The organism is uncultured Desulfosarcina sp., assembly GCF_963664155.2.
Lineage (GTDB): Bacteria > Desulfobacterota > Desulfobacteria > Desulfobacterales > Desulfosarcinaceae > Desulfosarcina.
Genome location: NZ_CAXXXH010000002.1, coordinates 448,367 through 465,448, shown reverse-complemented (window position 1 = coordinate 465,448; position 17,082 = coordinate 448,367). Strand labels below are relative to the sequence as shown.

At 50.9% G+C, this 17,082-nt stretch carries 16 protein-coding genes; 6 read left to right on the top strand and 10 right to left on the bottom strand.

All coding sequences use genetic code 11. From position 1 onward, the window contains the following. Window position 1 precedes the first annotated feature (1 nt). Together ACHZBS_RS26345 and ACHZBS_RS26340 are read left to right on the top strand one after the other, a co-directional pair. Window positions 2-2,863: a sialate O-acetylesterase gene (locus ACHZBS_RS26345; RefSeq protein WP_319409506.1), complete on the top strand. Its 2,862-nt coding sequence runs from the start codon at window positions 2-4 to the stop codon at window positions 2,861-2,863. Window positions 2,864-3,050: 187 nt separating this feature from the next. Further along, window positions 3,051-5,564 (top strand): 1-acyl-sn-glycerol-3-phosphate acyltransferase, encoded by a 2,514-nt coding sequence (locus ACHZBS_RS26340; RefSeq protein WP_319409505.1) that lies wholly within the window; start codon window positions 3,051-3,053, stop codon window positions 5,562-5,564. A gap of 49 nt (window positions 5,565-5,613) precedes the next feature. On the opposite strand, the gene ACHZBS_RS26335 is transcribed toward ACHZBS_RS26340, so the two are convergent. From ACHZBS_RS26335 to ACHZBS_RS26290, 10 genes are all read right to left on the bottom strand, one after another. After that, window positions 5,614-6,969 (bottom strand): Arm DNA-binding domain-containing protein, encoded by a 1,356-nt coding sequence (locus ACHZBS_RS26335; RefSeq protein ID WP_319409504.1) that lies wholly within the window; start codon window positions 6,967-6,969, stop codon window positions 5,614-5,616. Between the two features lie 83 nt (window positions 6,970-7,052). Continuing rightward, window positions 7,053-7,274 (bottom strand): hypothetical protein, encoded by a 222-nt coding sequence (locus ACHZBS_RS26330; RefSeq protein WP_319409503.1) that lies wholly within the window; start codon window positions 7,272-7,274, stop codon window positions 7,053-7,055. Further along, window positions 7,240-8,511 (bottom strand): hypothetical protein, encoded by a 1,272-nt coding sequence (locus ACHZBS_RS26325; protein ID WP_319409502.1) that lies wholly within the window; start codon window positions 8,509-8,511, stop codon window positions 7,240-7,242. Before ACHZBS_RS26325 ends, ACHZBS_RS26330 begins: the two co-directional genes overlap by 35 nt. A 49-nt stretch (window positions 8,512-8,560) precedes the next feature. Then, window positions 8,561-8,773, bottom strand: a complete 213-nt coding sequence (locus tag ACHZBS_RS26320; RefSeq protein WP_319409501.1) for a hypothetical protein — start codon at window positions 8,771-8,773, stop codon at window positions 8,561-8,563. A gap of 196 nt (window positions 8,774-8,969) precedes the next feature. After that, window positions 8,970-10,105, bottom strand: a protein-coding gene (locus ACHZBS_RS26315; RefSeq protein ID WP_319405970.1) for an IS3 family transposase whose coding sequence is annotated in 2 segments (ribosomal slippage) — window positions 8,970-9,826 and window positions 9,826-10,105 — 1,137 coding nt in all. Because the reading frame shifts where the segments join, the coding sequence is not laid out codon by codon here. A gap of 224 nt (window positions 10,106-10,329) precedes the next feature. Continuing rightward, a complete protein-coding gene (locus ACHZBS_RS26310; RefSeq protein ID WP_319409500.1) occupies window positions 10,330-11,196 on the bottom strand; it encodes a hypothetical protein in 867 nt (288 codons plus the stop codon). A 78-nt stretch (window positions 11,197-11,274) separates the two neighbouring features. Beyond that, a complete protein-coding gene (gene istB, locus ACHZBS_RS26305) occupies window positions 11,275-12,030 on the bottom strand; it encodes an IS21-like element helper ATPase IstB (protein WP_319404673.1) in 756 nt (251 codons plus the stop codon). Then, the gene (gene istA / locus ACHZBS_RS26300; protein WP_319404672.1) at window positions 12,027-13,493 is read right to left on the bottom strand and encodes an IS21 family transposase; all 1,467 of its coding nucleotides are present in this window, start codon (window positions 13,491-13,493) and stop codon (window positions 12,027-12,029) included. The genes istB and istA overlap by 4 nt, the downstream gene beginning before the upstream one ends. Then, window positions 13,490-13,867 (bottom strand): helix-turn-helix domain-containing protein, encoded by a 378-nt coding sequence (locus ACHZBS_RS26295; protein WP_319404671.1) that lies wholly within the window; start codon window positions 13,865-13,867, stop codon window positions 13,490-13,492. Before ACHZBS_RS26295 ends, istA begins: the two co-directional genes overlap by 4 nt. Then, window positions 13,827-14,348 (bottom strand): hypothetical protein, encoded by a 522-nt coding sequence (locus ACHZBS_RS26290; protein ID WP_319404670.1) that lies wholly within the window; start codon window positions 14,346-14,348, stop codon window positions 13,827-13,829. Before ACHZBS_RS26290 ends, ACHZBS_RS26295 begins: the two co-directional genes overlap by 41 nt. A 47-nt stretch (window positions 14,349-14,395) precedes the next feature. Between ACHZBS_RS26290 and ACHZBS_RS26285 the strand changes: the two genes are divergently transcribed. The 4 genes from ACHZBS_RS26285 (at window position 14,396) to ACHZBS_RS26270 (ending at window position 17,079) form a co-directional block, all read left to right on the top strand. Then, the gene (locus ACHZBS_RS26285) at window positions 14,396-14,545 is read left to right on the top strand and encodes a hypothetical protein (protein WP_319409499.1); all 150 of its coding nucleotides are present in this window, start codon (window positions 14,396-14,398) and stop codon (window positions 14,543-14,545) included. A gap of 274 nt (window positions 14,546-14,819) precedes the next feature. After that, window positions 14,820-15,119 (top strand): transposase, encoded by a 300-nt coding sequence (locus ACHZBS_RS26280; RefSeq protein ID WP_319404665.1) that lies wholly within the window; start codon window positions 14,820-14,822, stop codon window positions 15,117-15,119. Beyond that, a complete protein-coding gene (locus ACHZBS_RS26275) occupies window positions 15,116-15,979 on the top strand; it encodes an IS3 family transposase (RefSeq protein ID WP_319404664.1) in 864 nt (287 codons plus the stop codon). Before ACHZBS_RS26280 ends, ACHZBS_RS26275 begins: the two co-directional genes overlap by 4 nt. Window positions 15,980-16,200: 221 nt before the next feature. After that, the gene (locus ACHZBS_RS26270) at window positions 16,201-17,079 is read left to right on the top strand and encodes a hypothetical protein (RefSeq protein WP_319409498.1); all 879 of its coding nucleotides are present in this window, start codon (window positions 16,201-16,203) and stop codon (window positions 17,077-17,079) included. Window positions 17,080-17,082: the final 3 nt, after the last annotated feature.

Below are 17,082 nucleotides of genomic sequence, written 5' to 3'. Positions count from 1 at the left end.
GGTGAAAAAGTTCTTATCCCTATTCTTTGTGATTCTGTTGACCGCACCGGCGGCCCTGTGGCTGGTGGGTCATATGCACGGCAATGGTGATAATACCCTCCACCAGGGATTTCCCGTGCCTGAAGCAACGCTGTGGCTGGATCGAGGATACTACCAGGCTGTCGAAGGATGGTTCCGGGAATCCCTGCCCGCTGGTAGGCGTTTGAAAACACTACACAACTGGCTGAACTACCATCTGTTTTCCACCTCATCGGCCGCGTCGGTACGCGTCGGCATCCATGGCTGGTTGTACCCCAAAGAAACCACCGCGGCCTATCCGGAACCGCCGGTTGCCCGGCAGGCGGCCTACCGGCTCTTTCTGGAGATGCACGCTGTCGAAAAAATAATCAACGCCACCGGACGCCACTTTCTGGCCACCGTGGTTCCCGGCAAGGCAGTCATTTATCCGGAGTACGTCGGCTCCGACATTTCAAAGTTTCAAAGTCCATTTTACAAGGCGCTGATCGACGCCAACAACCGCCACCCCTTGAGTGGCTTTATCGGACTGGACCCGGTGTTGAAAAAAGCCAAACTCAGCGGGATTGATGTCTATCACAAACGGTCACGCTTCTGGAGCTGCGGCGGTGCCGCCGCAGCCGCCGAACAAATCCTGAATTTCCAGGAACTGGCCAGGCCGCTATCCGGCGACCGTTCGTCAATTCCCTGCCCGCCACCGGACAATGACCTCTACCGTCTTCTCCTGGATGAAACGCCACAGGAAAAAGCCCCCTTGGCCGGCTATACCGCCGGACCCCACGCCGTCAATGGTCCGGTAGGCGTGGTCTATGGCGACGAATATCTGGACCGCCTGCTGCCTTTTCTCACCCGCGCCTTCAAAAGCCTGGCCGTCATCGATTCAACCCAGGAACCCACGTTCGACCGGAATGTCATGGCCAAAAAAAGTGACTGGGTCGTATTGGAAAGCGGGGAAAGCTCGCTGGAACAGCTTCACCTGAACCTGGAATCCATTTATGCTGCGGCCGGCCAACCCATGCAGGGGGTGGTGAAACGGGACATTGCCCTTGACGGCGCGAAACCGGTGACTCAGTGTGCGCTGGACATCACCCCCGATGGTCTGCAAATCAAAACCCCGGGGGAGGAAGCTTTCTTTTCGCTGCCCCCGCTTTCAGGATCGACCGAGAGTGTATTCCGGATAGTGAAGCTGACCTTCCCCCCGGAACACCAGGGGCGCATCACCATCAAGACCCGGCCTGAAGAGACCGTATTGATTCAAAAGACCCTGAGCCGGGAAACCCGGCATGTGATCGTTCCCCTGCCCTTCGATGAATCGGTGGAGATACAGATCAACCCCAGTCAGCACCCAGGTGTGTTCATCCTGGAGAAAGCCGAACTGTTGAGCTTTTACGGCAAAAATCCACCGCCGGCGCCATCAATACCGGAAAGATCCGCTATGGTCGGCGATATTTACAGTGGGATGGAATTCCAACCGATCAAACCGCCTGCAAGAGGTCCGGGCGACGGGCCGGCCAGACAGGCTGCAGTGCATCCGACGGATGCTCTTCCCGAACTGAGCCTGGCCGACATCGAAGCGGGCCGTATCTTTCAGCGTCAGGGCAAGGCTGCAGACATCGTGGTCACCGGCACCTACACCGGAATGCCGGGAACAGTTGAAGCCCGGGTCGTGGCCGCCGGTACGGATGCAGTGGTGGTCCCCTGGACCGTGGTGGACGGCTCACCGGAAAACGGCCTGTATACCGGTATTTTGCGCCACATTCCCCAGGGGGGATGGTACCGGTTGCATGTGCGCAGCAGCATCACCCCGTGGGTGGTCAACAAGGGTCGCACCCGGTGGGGAGTAGGCATGCTGGTTGCGTGCATCGGCCAATCCAACATGCGCGAGTGGTTCTTCACCGGCAAAGATCATCAGCCGTCGCCCCTGCTCATGCTTCACCGCAACGGCGAATGGGTTGCGCCCGGTATTGAGGGCAACGGGGCACTGGCTCTGGGCAACCGGTTGGCTTCAACGCTGAAGATTCCCATTGGTCTGCTGGACTACTCGGTCAACGGCACCGGCCTGACGGCCAAGGCGGAATGGGGCAAAGGCTTCTGGCTGGACACCGGCCCCGACGGCATCTATCGGCGATTCATCGACGGGGTCAACGCTGCCGGCGGATCGGTGGAAGTCGTGCTGTGGATGCAGGGCGAGGCCGATGCGGCAAGGGGAACGGTGTCTCGCGAAGAATATCGGTCCGCCCTGGAACGCTTCGTCAACAATCAGATCCGGTCCGACATCAAAAACAGGTCATCCCGGCCCCGGCTTCCCTTTCTGATCATTCCGCTGGTCAAACGGCCCAGTGGCAGAGATACCTCCTGCCAATGGATTCGCGACGCCCAGATGGACGCATTGAAAACCATCGACGAGTGCCACCTGGCGGCCCTGAGCATAGACCTGGAGAACCATGGCCGGCAGCACCTGATGCCGGCAGCATACTCCATCTTGGGAGTTCGGACGGCCCAGACCATCTTTTACCTGCTGGGCAAAGTGCATTTCCATCGGGGTCCCGCCATTTCCACCGTCACCCGATTATCGGACCGGGTGATCGATATAGCCATCCGGCAACAGGGCGGCACCGACTTCACCCCCTGGTCGGAAATCACCGGGTTCGAGGTTCTCTCCGGCCGGGAGCCGCTGCCCATCGCCTCGGTTTTCCGCAAAGACGGCAATACTATCCGCATCGAGCTGGAAGACGATGGCCCCGAAGCTTTCAGTGTGCGCTATCTTTACGGCGCCCATCCTGACACGTCCAGCCCGGTCCGGGACAATACGGAGCTTTGCCTGCCCTTGGAACCGTTTTCGCAATAATGGAAAGGGAACCCCGTTTTCAAAAAAAGCTTTCACCGATACATAGACGGTGGCCTTTTTCTGTGAATCTGATATAAACGCGCCCATGAATAAGCCGTCACGATTCACCGGTTGGATTCAAAAGAATTCGAGAAAAACGGGCAACCCCTTCACCTGCTGGTTGCCTGTGCGAACCGGCATTTTATCCATGTTCATCCTGCGTCGTCTCTTCTCCGGCATCCGTCTGAATCCCGAACTCAAGGCGACCCTTGAGGACCTTCCCGACAACGGCATCATCGTTTACGTCTCCAAGGCCAAAAGTTATTTTGAATTTTTATGCTATTATACCAGATACATGCAGGCCAATCTGCCCTACCCTCAACTGGGGTTCGACTGCAGCGTCAGATTCTTGCAGCCCGTGGGCCGGCTGATACGCATCGTCTACGCCCAGGTGAGGTTCTTCCTGCGCCATTTTTCGTTTCAGGACCCATACCGGGCCGGGTTCATCCGGGACGAGATCGATAAAGGGACGACCGCCTTTTTACCGCTGGTGGAAAAACGCGATTTTTATCGACGGTTCATCAAATCCAAAACCGACCCGGTCCGCCATTTGATCGAAATCCAACAAACCCTTGAACGGCCCATCTGCCTCATTCCTCAGCTGTTGTTTTTCAGCAAAAACCCGGCATCCACGTGGCCGACGCTGACGGACATATTTTTTGGCTCTCCACAGAAACCGGGCAAATTGCGGCGCCTGGCCACGTTGTTCAGAAAACCCGGCAACATCTTTATCGAGGTATCCGATCCGATCGACCTGAAACGCTTTATCGAATCGGCGGAAAATCGGGGGCGCAGCGTTGAGTATCTATCGCTGAAGCTTCGTCGCGATCTGCTGGGCCAGATCAACGCCCACCGGAAAAGCATCACCGGCCCCACCATCAAGACGCCGGAAGAAATTAAGCAGGAGATCCTGACCGGGGAGGAGTTGCGCCAGTTCATGGGCACCTATGCCAAACGCCGGAAAATGACCGTTTACCAGACCCACCGCGAGGCAATGGGGTATGTGGACGAGATCGCTGCCAATTACAGCCCCTCCTTCATCAATATCGTCCACCGGGTCACGGGACGACTACTGAACACCCTCTTCGAGTCGGTAACCTTCAGCCCCGAGGCCCTGTCGACCATCAAGCGAAATTCCCGAAAAGGGCCGATCATTTTCATGCCCGCCCACAAAAGTCATATGGACTCCCTGCTGCTCTCCTATACCCTCTACGACAACCACATGCCCTGCCCCCATGTGTTTGCCGGCAAAAATCTGGCCTTTTGGCCTATGGCCCCGCTGTTCCGTCGGGTGGGGGCCTTTTTTGTTCGGCGCAGCTTTAAAGGCGCCGTTTTTTACGCCAAGGTCTTTTCGGCGTATATCTTCCAGGTGCTCAAGGAAGGATTTAATATTGCCGTTTACATCGAAGGCACCCGCAGCCGCAGCGGAAAACTGCTGCAGCCCCAACTGGGCATGCTCTCCATCCTGCTGCACGCCTACTTCGAGGGCGCCAGCAGGGATATGATCTTTGTTCCCGTCTTCATCGCCTACGACCGCATCCCGGATGAAGGGTCCTATCTGCATGAAATCAGCGGTGGGAAAAAGTCTGCCGAGAATTTCCGCCAGATGCTCAAGGCCAAACGCATCTTGAAAAACCGTTATGGCAAAGTTCACCTGAATTTCGGCCACCCCTTAGCCCTGAGCGATTTGCTGGCCGAACAGGGATTGACCGGAGCGGTACTCTCCGCCAAACAACAGAACAACCTATGCCGGGACATCGGCGCCCAGATGATGAATGCCATCGACCTGCAGACCGTGGTCACCCCCCAGTCCCTGGTCGCCGGAGCCCTGCTGTCGGGCGGCAGGGAGACCATCTCCAGCAAGGAGCTGAGCTTCCGCATCGAGGCATCCATGAACCTGTTCGGTTCCCAGGGCACGTGCCTGGCCGACACCCTTGCCGACGAACACCCGTCCGCTGTAAAAAACGCCCTTTATCATTATCTGGGACGCAAATTCATCCAGCGGATCGACGATACGCATGCCGACGGTCAGTTCCGGCAGAAAGCCTACCGTGTCGTGGAAAACCGCCGGAATGCCCTGGACTATTACAAGAACATCTGTATCTGCCATTTCATCCCCCCGGCCTTTACGGCCCTGGCCATATTGGAAAAAGACGCCTTCCAATTTTCGGCCGCCGACCTGCACGACACCTATCGGCGCCTTCAGGAGTTGTTTTGCGAGGAGTTTAACCCGGACCCCAACCATCCCCCGGCCTACATTGTCCGCAAAACCGTCAAAGCATTCATTGACGATGCGATTCTCGTTCCCCATGCCGTCATGCCGGATACCTACAACCTCTCTTCCGAGGGATTTCGCAAGCTGGTTTTCTTTGCCGGGTATATCGAACCCTTTCTGGAATCCTATCGCACGGCATTGGTCTATTTTGCCAAGAACCGCCGCGGCCGCCACGACAAGGCCAAAATGCTGAAAAAGATGCTGGCCATCGGCAACCGCATGATCCGGCAGGGTGAAATCCGGCTCAAGGAATCCATCTCCAAGGCAAACTACACCAATGCAATTAATTTTTTTGTGAAAAACGGAGTCAGGGGTTCCGAGGACGAGGAAAATGTGCGGCAGTGGAACGATACGTTGGTGCACTACCAGAATCTGATTTCACGATAGGATGCGGGTTCGACTCCCGCCGCCTCCACCATTTGGTTATATAATAAAATCAATTATATAACCCGTTTTGAGGGACGTATTTTTGGCCATTGTGTCCTAAATTGTGGCTAAGTGTGTCCCTTTTTTTGTTGGTGTTTTCCAGAAACTGCCGCTCGAAGGCGCTGCCATCCTGCCGCGTCAGATTCGGGATATAGCGACCGTAAGTCTTGTAGATCATGGACGTGTTGACGTGCCCCAATGTTCTTGCCACCCAATGCGGGCTTTCACCGGCAGCTAATGCCCACGAAGCAAATGTGTGGCGCGTTTCGTACATCCTCCGGTACATCAACCCACTTTTTTCCATTACCCTGGCCCAAACCTCCCGCAACTTGTCTTGAAGGATCGGGCGCCCCTCGCTGTTGATGAACACATAGGGACTCTTAAAGGCTCTGGTCAGCTCGAACTGGGCGTCAAGCACCTCGCGCATGGCCGGCCGGATCTCGATCATCCTGCGGCTTTCCTCGGTTTTCAGATCGTCCTTTTCCTTGTTGCGGACACGGCTGCGCTCAATGTGGATGTAATAATCGTCAACGTCAGTCCATTTGAGCGCCACCTGCTCCGAGGGCCGCAGGCCGGTTTGCACGGCAAAATCAAAATAGGGCTTGTACCAATCCAGCATAAATTCCCGCAGCACCTGCCACTCCTGAAAGCGAAACGGATAAATGCGGGACTTTCTGGACTTCGGTAATTTGAGCCCGGCAAACGGGTCGTGCAAATCGTACCATTCAAATTCATCAATGGCATCTTTGACGATGACCCTTAGCGGAATCATGATATTCTGAATCCGCTTGCCGGAAAGTGGCTTACCGTACCGGTTCTTCCTGGCCTTCAATTCAACGATAAATTCCTTCATCCGCACGCGGGACCAAAAGATACTTAGGAGCTTTTTTCCAAACTTGGGTAACAAGGTCGAATTCAAAATGCTGGTATAGTCCCGAATTTGGCTTTCGCTCATGCCCGGTTGCATTCTTGGCAACCAGCTTTCAACGTAATCCTGGAATAGAACCTCGTCCGGGGTACGTTTGACCTGATTGCCTTCGAGCTCCGCGAAATAGGCCCGTCTTTTGGATTCAGGGAACCGATTAGCAAACTCAAATAAACCGTTCTCGATCTCCGCAATAATCAGGCTTAATTGTCTACGAACCTTTTTTTTATTTAATTCAGTATCATACAATCCGGTTGGTTCGCGAACGCGTTCACCCTGATATCGGAAATCGACCCAGAGTTTCCCATTTCGTTTGTAAACGGACCCCTTTAATCGCTTCTTGGATCGTTTGCGCTTCGGGCGTTTATCGTCAAGATCGCGGTATTGGGTAAAATCGATTACTTTGAGATTGTGCACGCTTACCCCTTTCCGCTTTTCCAATCACCTCCTTTCAGTTCGGATGTCACATAGTCATCGGTTATCACGAACTGAAAGGAGGCGTCAATTTCGGTCATTGTATGTCATCATACATTGATGAGACTTCTAGGTTGTTTGCCCATACCGGGTTTTCTTCCACCCCAGAGCCATTTCTCGATGGCGCTCCAAACAAAAAGGATTTTTCGGGGTGTCGGTTTGACGTAGTGGATGTTAAGCTTTAGCTCCTCTTTCCAGATCAGGTTGCGGATACTGCCCGGCGGCATCTTGATCCGCTCACTCAGTTCCTCCGTTGTCAGGTACTGTTCCATTGGCTACCTCCTCTAAAGTTGTTTGATGATAATTTCCGTTATTCTCAAGATTACATGGGTGCCCAAGCGTTGCCCGCTGTTCAGCCACCAAAGCGGCCTTTTCTTTTGAGCGTTTATATTTGGCCCGTTTTTCATTGACGGCATCCATGAAGTGGCAAATATCCTTGCCGATGGCATTTAGCGCACTGGGAAGCGTTTTTAGGGCGATTGACCGTACCGGCTGCAAATGACTGTCAGGAGCGAAAGTTTCTTGTAAAAGCGCCTCTCGTGATGTCAGAAGCCCGTCAAGCTGGTTAAGTAGATGTTCATGCTGGGCGTTGGCGGCTTTAAACCGGATCAGCGGTATGGGGGCGTGGATGCCATGATAGCCGTTTTGCAAGGTCTTCCACCAGCCGAAGGTTTTTCTCACTTTGGAATGCTTACCCGGCTGATCACGGAACCGCAGCCATTCTTTGGTACAATGCCCCCAAAGGCTGCCTTGATAGTCGATCAGGTCGTCAGCGGTATCGATGGCCAGCTGCTTCAAAACCTCCCGCCGTAGCTGGAATTCGGTTCGGATAATCCGCATGTGTTTAGGCACGTCATCCGCCGCGATCCCCCAGACATCGAACATCCAGAACTTTTTGGACTGGGTTTTGATTTCGAGCGGTTTGTTATAAAGGCGGCAAGAAAGTTTGCCGCGCCCGATGGAAACCCCTTCTATCTCGCCGCTCTTGTCCAGATAAAGCGCCGTTTTGGTCGGCCGGTGGGTAACTTTATAGTCAAGTAGGGAACGGTCCCAGACAGAAAGCGGGAATAGCGCGTCAACGCATAAATCCACCCTACTGGGAACAATCTTCTCAACAATAGCGCCCTTTCCCTGGCCCTTGAGAATATCAATAATGCGATCAATGGCAGCGGCCGGGCCAAGGTGCCATAGGGTTTCAGACCGAATCTCAACGTAGACCGATGGCCGATCAATGGCTTCTACCCAATTGCCAATTTTCAGGTTGTATTCATTTCCAAAGATCAAGAACGCATATCCGTTAGCACCGTGGGGCTGAAGAAATCCCTTCCATACGTCAACGGATTTCAGCGGTTTAAGTTCGATAGGCAGCGGCCCCTTGTTCGCGATGGCCTTTGCCTTCAATTCTTCAAGTTGCTTAAGGAAAGTATCATCGAAGTGCTGCGCATAAACCGCCAAGTCGAGCTTATCGAAATTGGAAGCAAGGATTGTTATATCGTCATCCAGTGTCACAGTTACCTCTGAAGGGGGGCTGATAGTCGTCAGCCCCCCTCAGCTTGAGCTACACAAGTTCAGTATCTTGAGGTTGTCCAAAATCAATCGGAAGTGGAAAACTTTCACCACACTTACAAATAATAAACGGATGCAATGCATAATAAGATTCCATGGGGAATCGTATGCCTTTCATTCTTACCGTCAGTCCTTTTTTGCTAATTGTTGCCAAATTTTCTTCACAATAAGGGCATGTAATTCTCAAATAGTCTTGAATATTCATTGTTATCTCCTTGTATTTGTTTATTTTTCAGATACTTTTGAAATTGATAAATTTGTCGGGGTGGCCCCCTTGTGTATTTCGATGAAAGATCTTGGGGTTTGTTTTTTGTGGAGGAGGGAGGTGGACCCCATCGGCTGGACAGCCTGAGGGGTAGAATAAGCTATGAGCCGAGAGCTTTTTAAAAGATAAAAAGGCATCAGGCAGCCTCGGCGAAAGGATGGGGCAGACCGTAATAAACCTCATCCGGGGTTCTGTCGTCAAGGGCCGAATGGCCCCGTTCGTGATTGTAATAATCGAGCCACCGGCCCAGACCCTGCCGCAGCGCCTTACCGGTGTCGAATGCGTGCAAGTAAATGTATTGGTGTTTGAGGGTCCACCACAGCCGCTCGACGAATATATTGTCCTGGCAACGACCCCGACCATCCATACTGATGGCGACCTTGTTATCGATGAGAACCTTGGTGAACGCGTTGCTGGTAAATTGAGCCCCTTGGTCGGTATTGAAGATTTCCGGTGGCTCATAGCGGCTCAACGCCTCTTTAAGGGCATCGATACAAAAGGCGCTGTCCAGGGTGTTGGATATCCGCCAGGCGAGCACCTTGCGGCTGTGCCAGTCCATGATCGCCACCAGATACATGTACCCACTGGCCATGGGGATGAAAGTGATGTCGCTGGCCCAAACCTGATTGGTGCGACTGATGGTCATACCCCTTAGCAGATAAGGATATACCTTATGCTGGGGATGGGGGCGGCTGGTCCGCGGTTTGGGATACACCGCCTCGATACCCATTAATCGCATCAGCCGCTGAACCCGTTTGCGATTGGCTGTTATGCCCTGACGATCCAGCTGGCGGCTGATCGTTCGGCTGCCCGAGGATGGATTGGTAAGATACAGTTCGTCGATCTTGCGCATCAGTTCCAGCTCTTCTTGGCTTATGGGTATGGGTTGGTAGTAATAGGATGACCGGCTAAGATCGATTAGTTCACACTGCCGGGAAACGCTCAGCTGCCGATCCAACGGATCGATCATGGATTTACGCTGTTTGCGATTCAGCTGCTGAGCTTGCGTGCTAAAAAATCGTTTTCCACCTTGAGTTGACCGATCTGGCGGTACAGTTCGGCGGTTTGGGCATCGGCCTGTTTTCTGGATCGGTGGCTTTTATCGAAGATATCGGCTGCACCGTCGAGCATCTGCCGCTTCCAGGTGGAAATCATGGTGGGGTGAACACCAAATCGACTGGCCAACTGTGCTGCGGTTTCTTCGTTCTGAATGGCAGCCAGAGCGACCTTGGCTTTGAACTGTGGACTGTGTGATTTGCGCTTGTTACCCATCGTCAGATCCTCCTCATTTTTGGTCTGACTCATAGCTTAGCACATTGTCCAGTTTTTGGGGTCCACCGCCGAGAGCAATCTAAAGACCATGGCGGTAATCTGATTAACCAGGTCTTTTAAAATTTGGATGGTTACTGGATGATACCGCATGTAAATCTCCTCGCTCAAAATGTTGAATGGAGATTTACAATTAAGTGTGAGGTTTTACCCCGACAGAAAACAGATTATTTTTTGTCGGGGTAAATTTTCATCCAGATTTTTCTCTCTCGGAGGATGGCTTGGCTAAATGCTTCGGGGCTTTCTGGAAGGTCGGTATCGATTTCAATCTCACCTTTGCTCGAATCATGAGCAATGGAATCGAAAAGGTCACGAATTTCAGGTTCAGTAAGACGTGTCCCGATACCCTCGGACCTATAGGATATTAAGCCTGATAGAATCATTTTGATTCGCTGGCTGTTTACCTGTGGCTTTGGCGGCAATACGAGAGCATTCATAATGCGTTGATATTCATTATAATTTCTCGTACGAAGTTGATGAACGTGCTCAGAAATTTTCTTGTCAAATATGATAGAGGAGTCTAAGCGGGCAAGTTTTACAATTTCCTCTATGGATCCAGCTCTTGCCGCTCGCAATAACATAGAGGGGGCTGTCCGGTACAATACCAAACATGGTAGGGCAACAAAAAAAACAAAAACCAATTCTGCCGTTATTTCTAACCCTTCATCTTCATTATCTGTAAAAACCTCCAATCCAAGACCTAATTGACCTCGTTCTATCTGCTTAATGTAAAATTCTGCGGTAGTTTCTAATGCCGAAATATATGTTTCCTCTAAAGCCTCTGGTTTGCTAGATTTACTGCGCAGTAATGCTTTGTCTAAATTCTCTGCCTTTATACCTCTAGTTTTAACAGCCCGGTCATTATTTATTCGATTAAGATCCTTTAGCGCCTGACCATATTCATATAACTCTTCATGCAAATTAATGGCTTGAGAAATAAGCTGATGGCGGCAAAGATATAACGACAACCAATCTTTAAGGTTCGGTGAGGTGTTAGCGGCGGTCTGAAAATGTTCTATTTTTGGCGATTTCAAATTGCATGATCCAACCAATGAGGATTTCAGTTGCCGGAACCCATTTCGAGTGAGCCCGGCTACGTTTTTACACAACCATCATAATTCGATTTGTTCCTTCATCCGGAAGCTTTTTCCTTGGATGAGAACGGTTTCGGCATGGTGCAGCAATCTGTCGAGAATGGCCGACGTAAGCGTGCTGTCGTTGTTGAAGATTTCCGGCCAGTCCTTGTAGGCGCGGTTGGACGTGATTACTAAGGCGCCCTGTTCATAGCGCTGACTGATAACCTGGAACAAAAGGTCGGCTCCGGCCTTGTCGATGGGTAAAAAGCCCAGTTCGTCGAGGATCAACAGTGATGGGCGAGTATATTTTTTCAGTTCCTGTTTCATTCTTCCCGCCGCCTGGGCCGCGGAAAGCGTGTTGATCACATCGATGGCGGTGGCAAACAGCACCGTATATCCTTTGAGGCAGGCCTCGTAGCCCAAGGCGGACGCCAAATGGGTTTTGCCGAGTCCCACGCCACCCAAGAAAATGACATTGGCCGACTGCTTGACAAACTGCAACCGGAACAGTTGCTGAACCTGAAGGCGGTTGATTTTTTTTGGCCATGTCCAATTGAACTGATCCAGCGTTTTAATCACCGGAAAGCGTGCCTGGTTGATGCGACGTTTGGTGGAACGATCTTTTCGCAACGCCGCTTCGCCGTCGGCCAGTTTCTCCAGATAGTCTTCGTGCGACCAACTGTTTTTGGCGGCTTTTTGGGCCAGCGGATGATGGTGCTCACGCATAAACGGCAATTTCAGGTATTTGAGGTTGAGTTCAAGGGGAGGGTCCGGCAGTTGCGTGTCAGTCATGGTCTCTCCTTTTGGTAGATGCTCAAATCGGGCGATTCCACCGTCAAGTCCAACAGATCTTCACGGCGGGTCAGATGCAAAGCGCCGGGTTTTGGCAGACAACGTGTGTGCTGTTCGAGCAGGTTGGCAATATACTCACAGGAGAACGCCTGGAAGGTAAAAGCGTCTTCCAACGCTCTGGCGACGGCTTCTGGGCTGTAGATTTCGCTTAGGGCGACGATTTTCTGCACATGATGATAGGGGTTCATGCGACGCTGTTCGAGCTTTTGATAGTATAGCGCGGATTGGGGCGACAAGGAGAGAAAGCGCATCACGATTTTCTGTTCACGGGCCTTCTTGCGCCAGAGCAAAAGCTGTTTGGGGTGATCCGGATCTTCGATGTCCAGATGGCGGTCATAGCTGCGAGCGTGGCGGGCAATCAGCTTGTTGTCATAATAAAGGCAAATCCGATCGGGATAGGTTTTCAACGTCAGTTGTCGGCCGGCATACTCGGCCGGCACCGAGTAGCGGTTGGCATCGAGTGCCACGCGGAACTGGCTCGATGCCCGGACCTGGGAGACGGTGGCGATGTCGAACCGGTGATGGGGCAACGGATTGAGATAGGCCCGCTCATTTTCGAAACGCACAATCGGCTGCTCGCGGGTCTCGCCGTGGATGCGCACGTTGGCCACCGTGTCGAGCCAGTGCCGGGCTGCCGGATGAATCGCGGTAAAATCGGAGATATCCAATCCGGCCAACAGGTTCTTTTTTACATAGCCGACACCGTTTTCCACACGCCCTTTTTCATTGCCCTTGCCCACATTGCAGGCCGCGATGGTAAAACCGTAATGATTGGCAAAGTCCAGGTATTTGGGGTTGAACACCGGCGCCGTTCCCACAATGCGCTTGAGCACGGCACTTTTAAGATTGTCGACCATGATTCGTTGGGGAACCCTGCCGAAGAACTCAAAGGCGTTTTGATGACATCCCAAAAAATGCTCCATGGTTTGGGAGACGGTAAACTCGACATACATCATACGGCTGTAGCAAAGGACCATGACAAAAAAGCTCAGTCGTCTGCGGGTGGAACCGACATTAACCGCACCAAAGGAACCCCAGTCCACCTGGGCACACTCCCCCGGAGCAAACGACAAGGTGAGAAAGGCGCGGGTCTTCGGCGGTCTGACCTTGCGGACATACTCCTTGACGATGGAATACCCGCCCTTAAAGCCCTGCTCACGCAGGCGTTGAAGAAGCTGGATTGCCGTGTAGGGATGGGCTTGGAGCAGACGGACAATATCGCTTTTGAAAGGATCGAGCTTACTGGCTCGCGGGGAACTTTGTCTGGGTCTGAACCGCGTTTGGTCGAGCCATTTTTTGACTGTTCTCACGTCCATGGCCAGTTCCCGGGCGATCTGTCGGGCGGTCAACCCGTCGTGTTGGTTCAGATGCCTGATTTTGCTGAAAAGGGCGTAATCGATCATTGTCTGCCCTCCCCGAGGTGCTTGAAAATCTGTTCAACGGATTGGAGGGTGCCGGTCTGCCTGATTGGTTCGGCATCGATGGCCAGGACCTGATACAACGGATTTCGATAGGCAATCAGGCCGATGTCGACCAGTTCGTCCCGGGTCCGGACCGAGGTGTGCTCATCCATGGCCAGACGCTGGGCCAGGGTTCGGGCAGAGTAATAGCTCATCCCCCTGGCATCGGCTACGGTGACCAGAAACAGGTACAGCGCCGCAGCAGCATGGGTACAGCGATCAATATAGTGGTCGCTGACCAGGCGGTGATCGAGCCAACTGAACCGTTTGGGTGTTCTACGGATACGGTCGGGGCAAATGGGTTGTTTGGCTACCATGGCGGCCTCCTTCACATTGGGGGTTAAGGATATCGTTGCCGAATTGTTGCATGCGACGGGCGGCCATGACGATGTCATCTTGTAACGCATACCCGGTTAATTGGGCAATAATGCCAATTAATACGGAAGGTTGTCGCGTTAAGAGATCTTGTAACGCATTGTCTGCAAAATCGGTATTATTATCAATTGTTTCAAGAGTTTGTTGGATCAAGGGATCTTGTAACGCATCGGAGGTGATTTTTGGTTTTCGGAGCCAGTAGCCAGGGTTGTCGTCTCGCCAGCGTTGGACCCGTTGCACATTCTCCGGCCCGCTAAAGTAATCGCGGTTGTCTGGTTTTTGGAGCCATCGCCTCTGACTGGCAGCCTTGCTGGCCTTGCGGCATTCAGGTTGGCGGCAGTAGCGTTGTCTATCTCTATTTCGAGGATCGGGAACGAATAAGATATGGCAATGACAACATTTTTTACGCTTAATCCCTGGCATCGGTCGCAGCCCTCCTGCGTACCAATGATACAGGAATTGAGATCGATTTGAATAATCGGGTGCGGCAAGAAAATGATAGAAGAAAAAGAGAAGAAGATCGTTTAAAATTTACATTATGGAAGAAAATGGACGGGGAAGGACCTGGACTATTTCAAACCGCCAGGAAGAAAACAGTTTTAGAACGCCGCTGGCAGTGAGGCAAACCCAAATCCCCAATAATCATTTTTCTTGCATGTTTCTAATATCTTACATAAGCTAACCGCACCTGCAGCAACCTGAACAGATAGGACTGATATATAAATTGGCCTACTAAAAATCCAATCTTGAGTTTTCATAAAATATCTTTTTTTAGTATTAGTTATTATTTTTATCTAGTAATTGGGCATTGACACTTTAATGCCAAATGCATTTACCCCAATTTAGTGGACACCTCAAAAAGCCCAATGTATATGGGCAACAGGAGGTGTTCCAATGTCAAAGAAAAAAAGAAGGAGCTACAGCCGAGAATTTAAAAAGGAGGCCGTAGCGCTGATCACTGAAAAGGGATACGGTATCGCCGAAGCATCCAGAAATCTGGGTATCGAATACAGTGTCCTACGTCGCTGGAAAATGCAGTTGGCCGATGATCCTCAAAACGCCTTCCCCGGAAAAGGGAAGCGAAATCCTGAAGACCAGGCGTTCAAAGATCTTCAACGTGAACTGGACCGGGTTAAAGAAGAGCGTGATATCTTAAAAAAAGCGCTGGCCTACTTTGCGGAGGATCAGAAATGAAATTTCGATTCATTTCTGCCCACCGGGAGACGTTCAAGGTAGGCCGCATGTGCGCGTTGCTCAAGGTCTCCCGCTCTGGTTTTTATACATGGCTCAGACGTCCGGAGAGCCGTCGAAGCATTGAAAACCGGGCTTTAGAGGACAAGATCCGTGTCCTGCATGCTGCCAGCCATGGCATCTACGGTTCACCCAAGATACACCGGGATCTTACCGATGATGGCGTTCGCTGTGGTAAAAACCGTGTCGCCCGGATCATGCGTGAAGCCGGTATCCGGTCTCGTATCAAAAAGAAATTCAAAGCCACAACCAACTCCCGGCACAACCTGCCGGTAGCACCAAACCTGTTGAACCAGGAGTTCACCGTGGATGCTCCGGATCGTACCTGGGTTGGTGATATCACCTACATCCACACCCAACAGGGTTGGCTGTACCTGGCCGTTCTGCTCGATCTGTTTAACCGCAAAATTGTCGGCTGGGCCACCTCATCCCGGCTGAACCGTCAGCTTGCATTACATGCACTTGAGATGGCACTGGACCAACAAGCCCCAGCACCGGGGTTGATGCATCATTCGGATCAAGGCTGCCAGTACGCTTCCGGTGATTACCAGAAACTGCTTTCCAAGCATGGCATGATTTGCAGCATGAGCCGCAAAGGAAACTGTTACGATAACGCTGTCGCTGAGAGCTTCTTTCATCTGCTTAAGACCGAATGGGTGAATCATCACCGGTACCTTAGCCGGTCCGAAGCTGTCAGCAGCCTGTTTTACTATATTGAAATCTTCTACAACCGAAAAAGACGTCACTCCGTGCTTGATTATGCAACGCCGCAGCAATACGAAACTTTTCCGCTTGCGGCTTAACTCGGTGTCCACTGTTTCGGGGGAAATTCAAAATAAATAAGTAAAAATCAATCCAGCCAAAATGCCAATTGAATAACTATTTAGCTTTATCAGTAAAACTTGATAGCTCAGATCATTTGTTTCAGGATGCTTTATGCAAAATTATGCAGTTCTAAAACAAAATAATAGATCTGCTTTGAATAACATTAAATTTTGCGTCACACTTGATAGGAGGTGAAAATTTGCCATCTATATCAGACCACTTCAGATTAAATAAATCACAAAGTGAGCTTGATTTCGTAAATGTTGAACTCGAAGAAGATAATCCTATTTTTATAGATCCTTTTGCCATCTCCATTCGAAATGACCAATTATCTAAAAAATGCCATGAAATTATAGTTGATTTTTTCTCAAGAATTATCGAATCAATCCGAGCGAATAATGACAGAATTGCGATGCGCTTACTTGGGCACCTAAGAGAGCCTAATGAAACGAGGTTTGGTTTATCTAAAGGCAAGCCCCAAGGAGCCGGGATTGGTCCAGATCAAGGCGAAAAAATATTTATTGCACTTAAAAAATCTAGTGCGACACGTACAGGTTTTTTATCTTCCATCCAAGAATGCGAGTTGCTTATTCCTGGGATTAGCAGGGACAAAATATCAGATTTAACAACGAATATTATTCGTAGCTATTTATCAGAATACACTAATAAACAGTGCCAGCTCTTCAACATATCTACGAGCACAGTCCCTTTACCTCCAGTTTTTGATCAGAAAACAAATTCGTGGATATCTAAATACCATAATTTACCACTTTATAATTCAATGCCTATTCTTTTTGTTCCAAAAGTTTTTTCGCGCTTCTCTCCTTCATATGACCATAAAAAATATTACAATAAATATGTATTAGAATTCTTACAGTTTGAGCACTTAAATGCAAACACTAGTTTGGTTCAAACATTTAAAAATGGTAAGAGATATGTAACAAAGCAAGATTTAAAGGCGGAATATAAATGCACTAAGGAATTTCTATTTGAATTCTCAAAACAAAATCCTGAGGTACTAACAGACTATAAAAAGGATTTGGAATACTGTCCTAATTTCCAATTTCTGACAATCTGATTT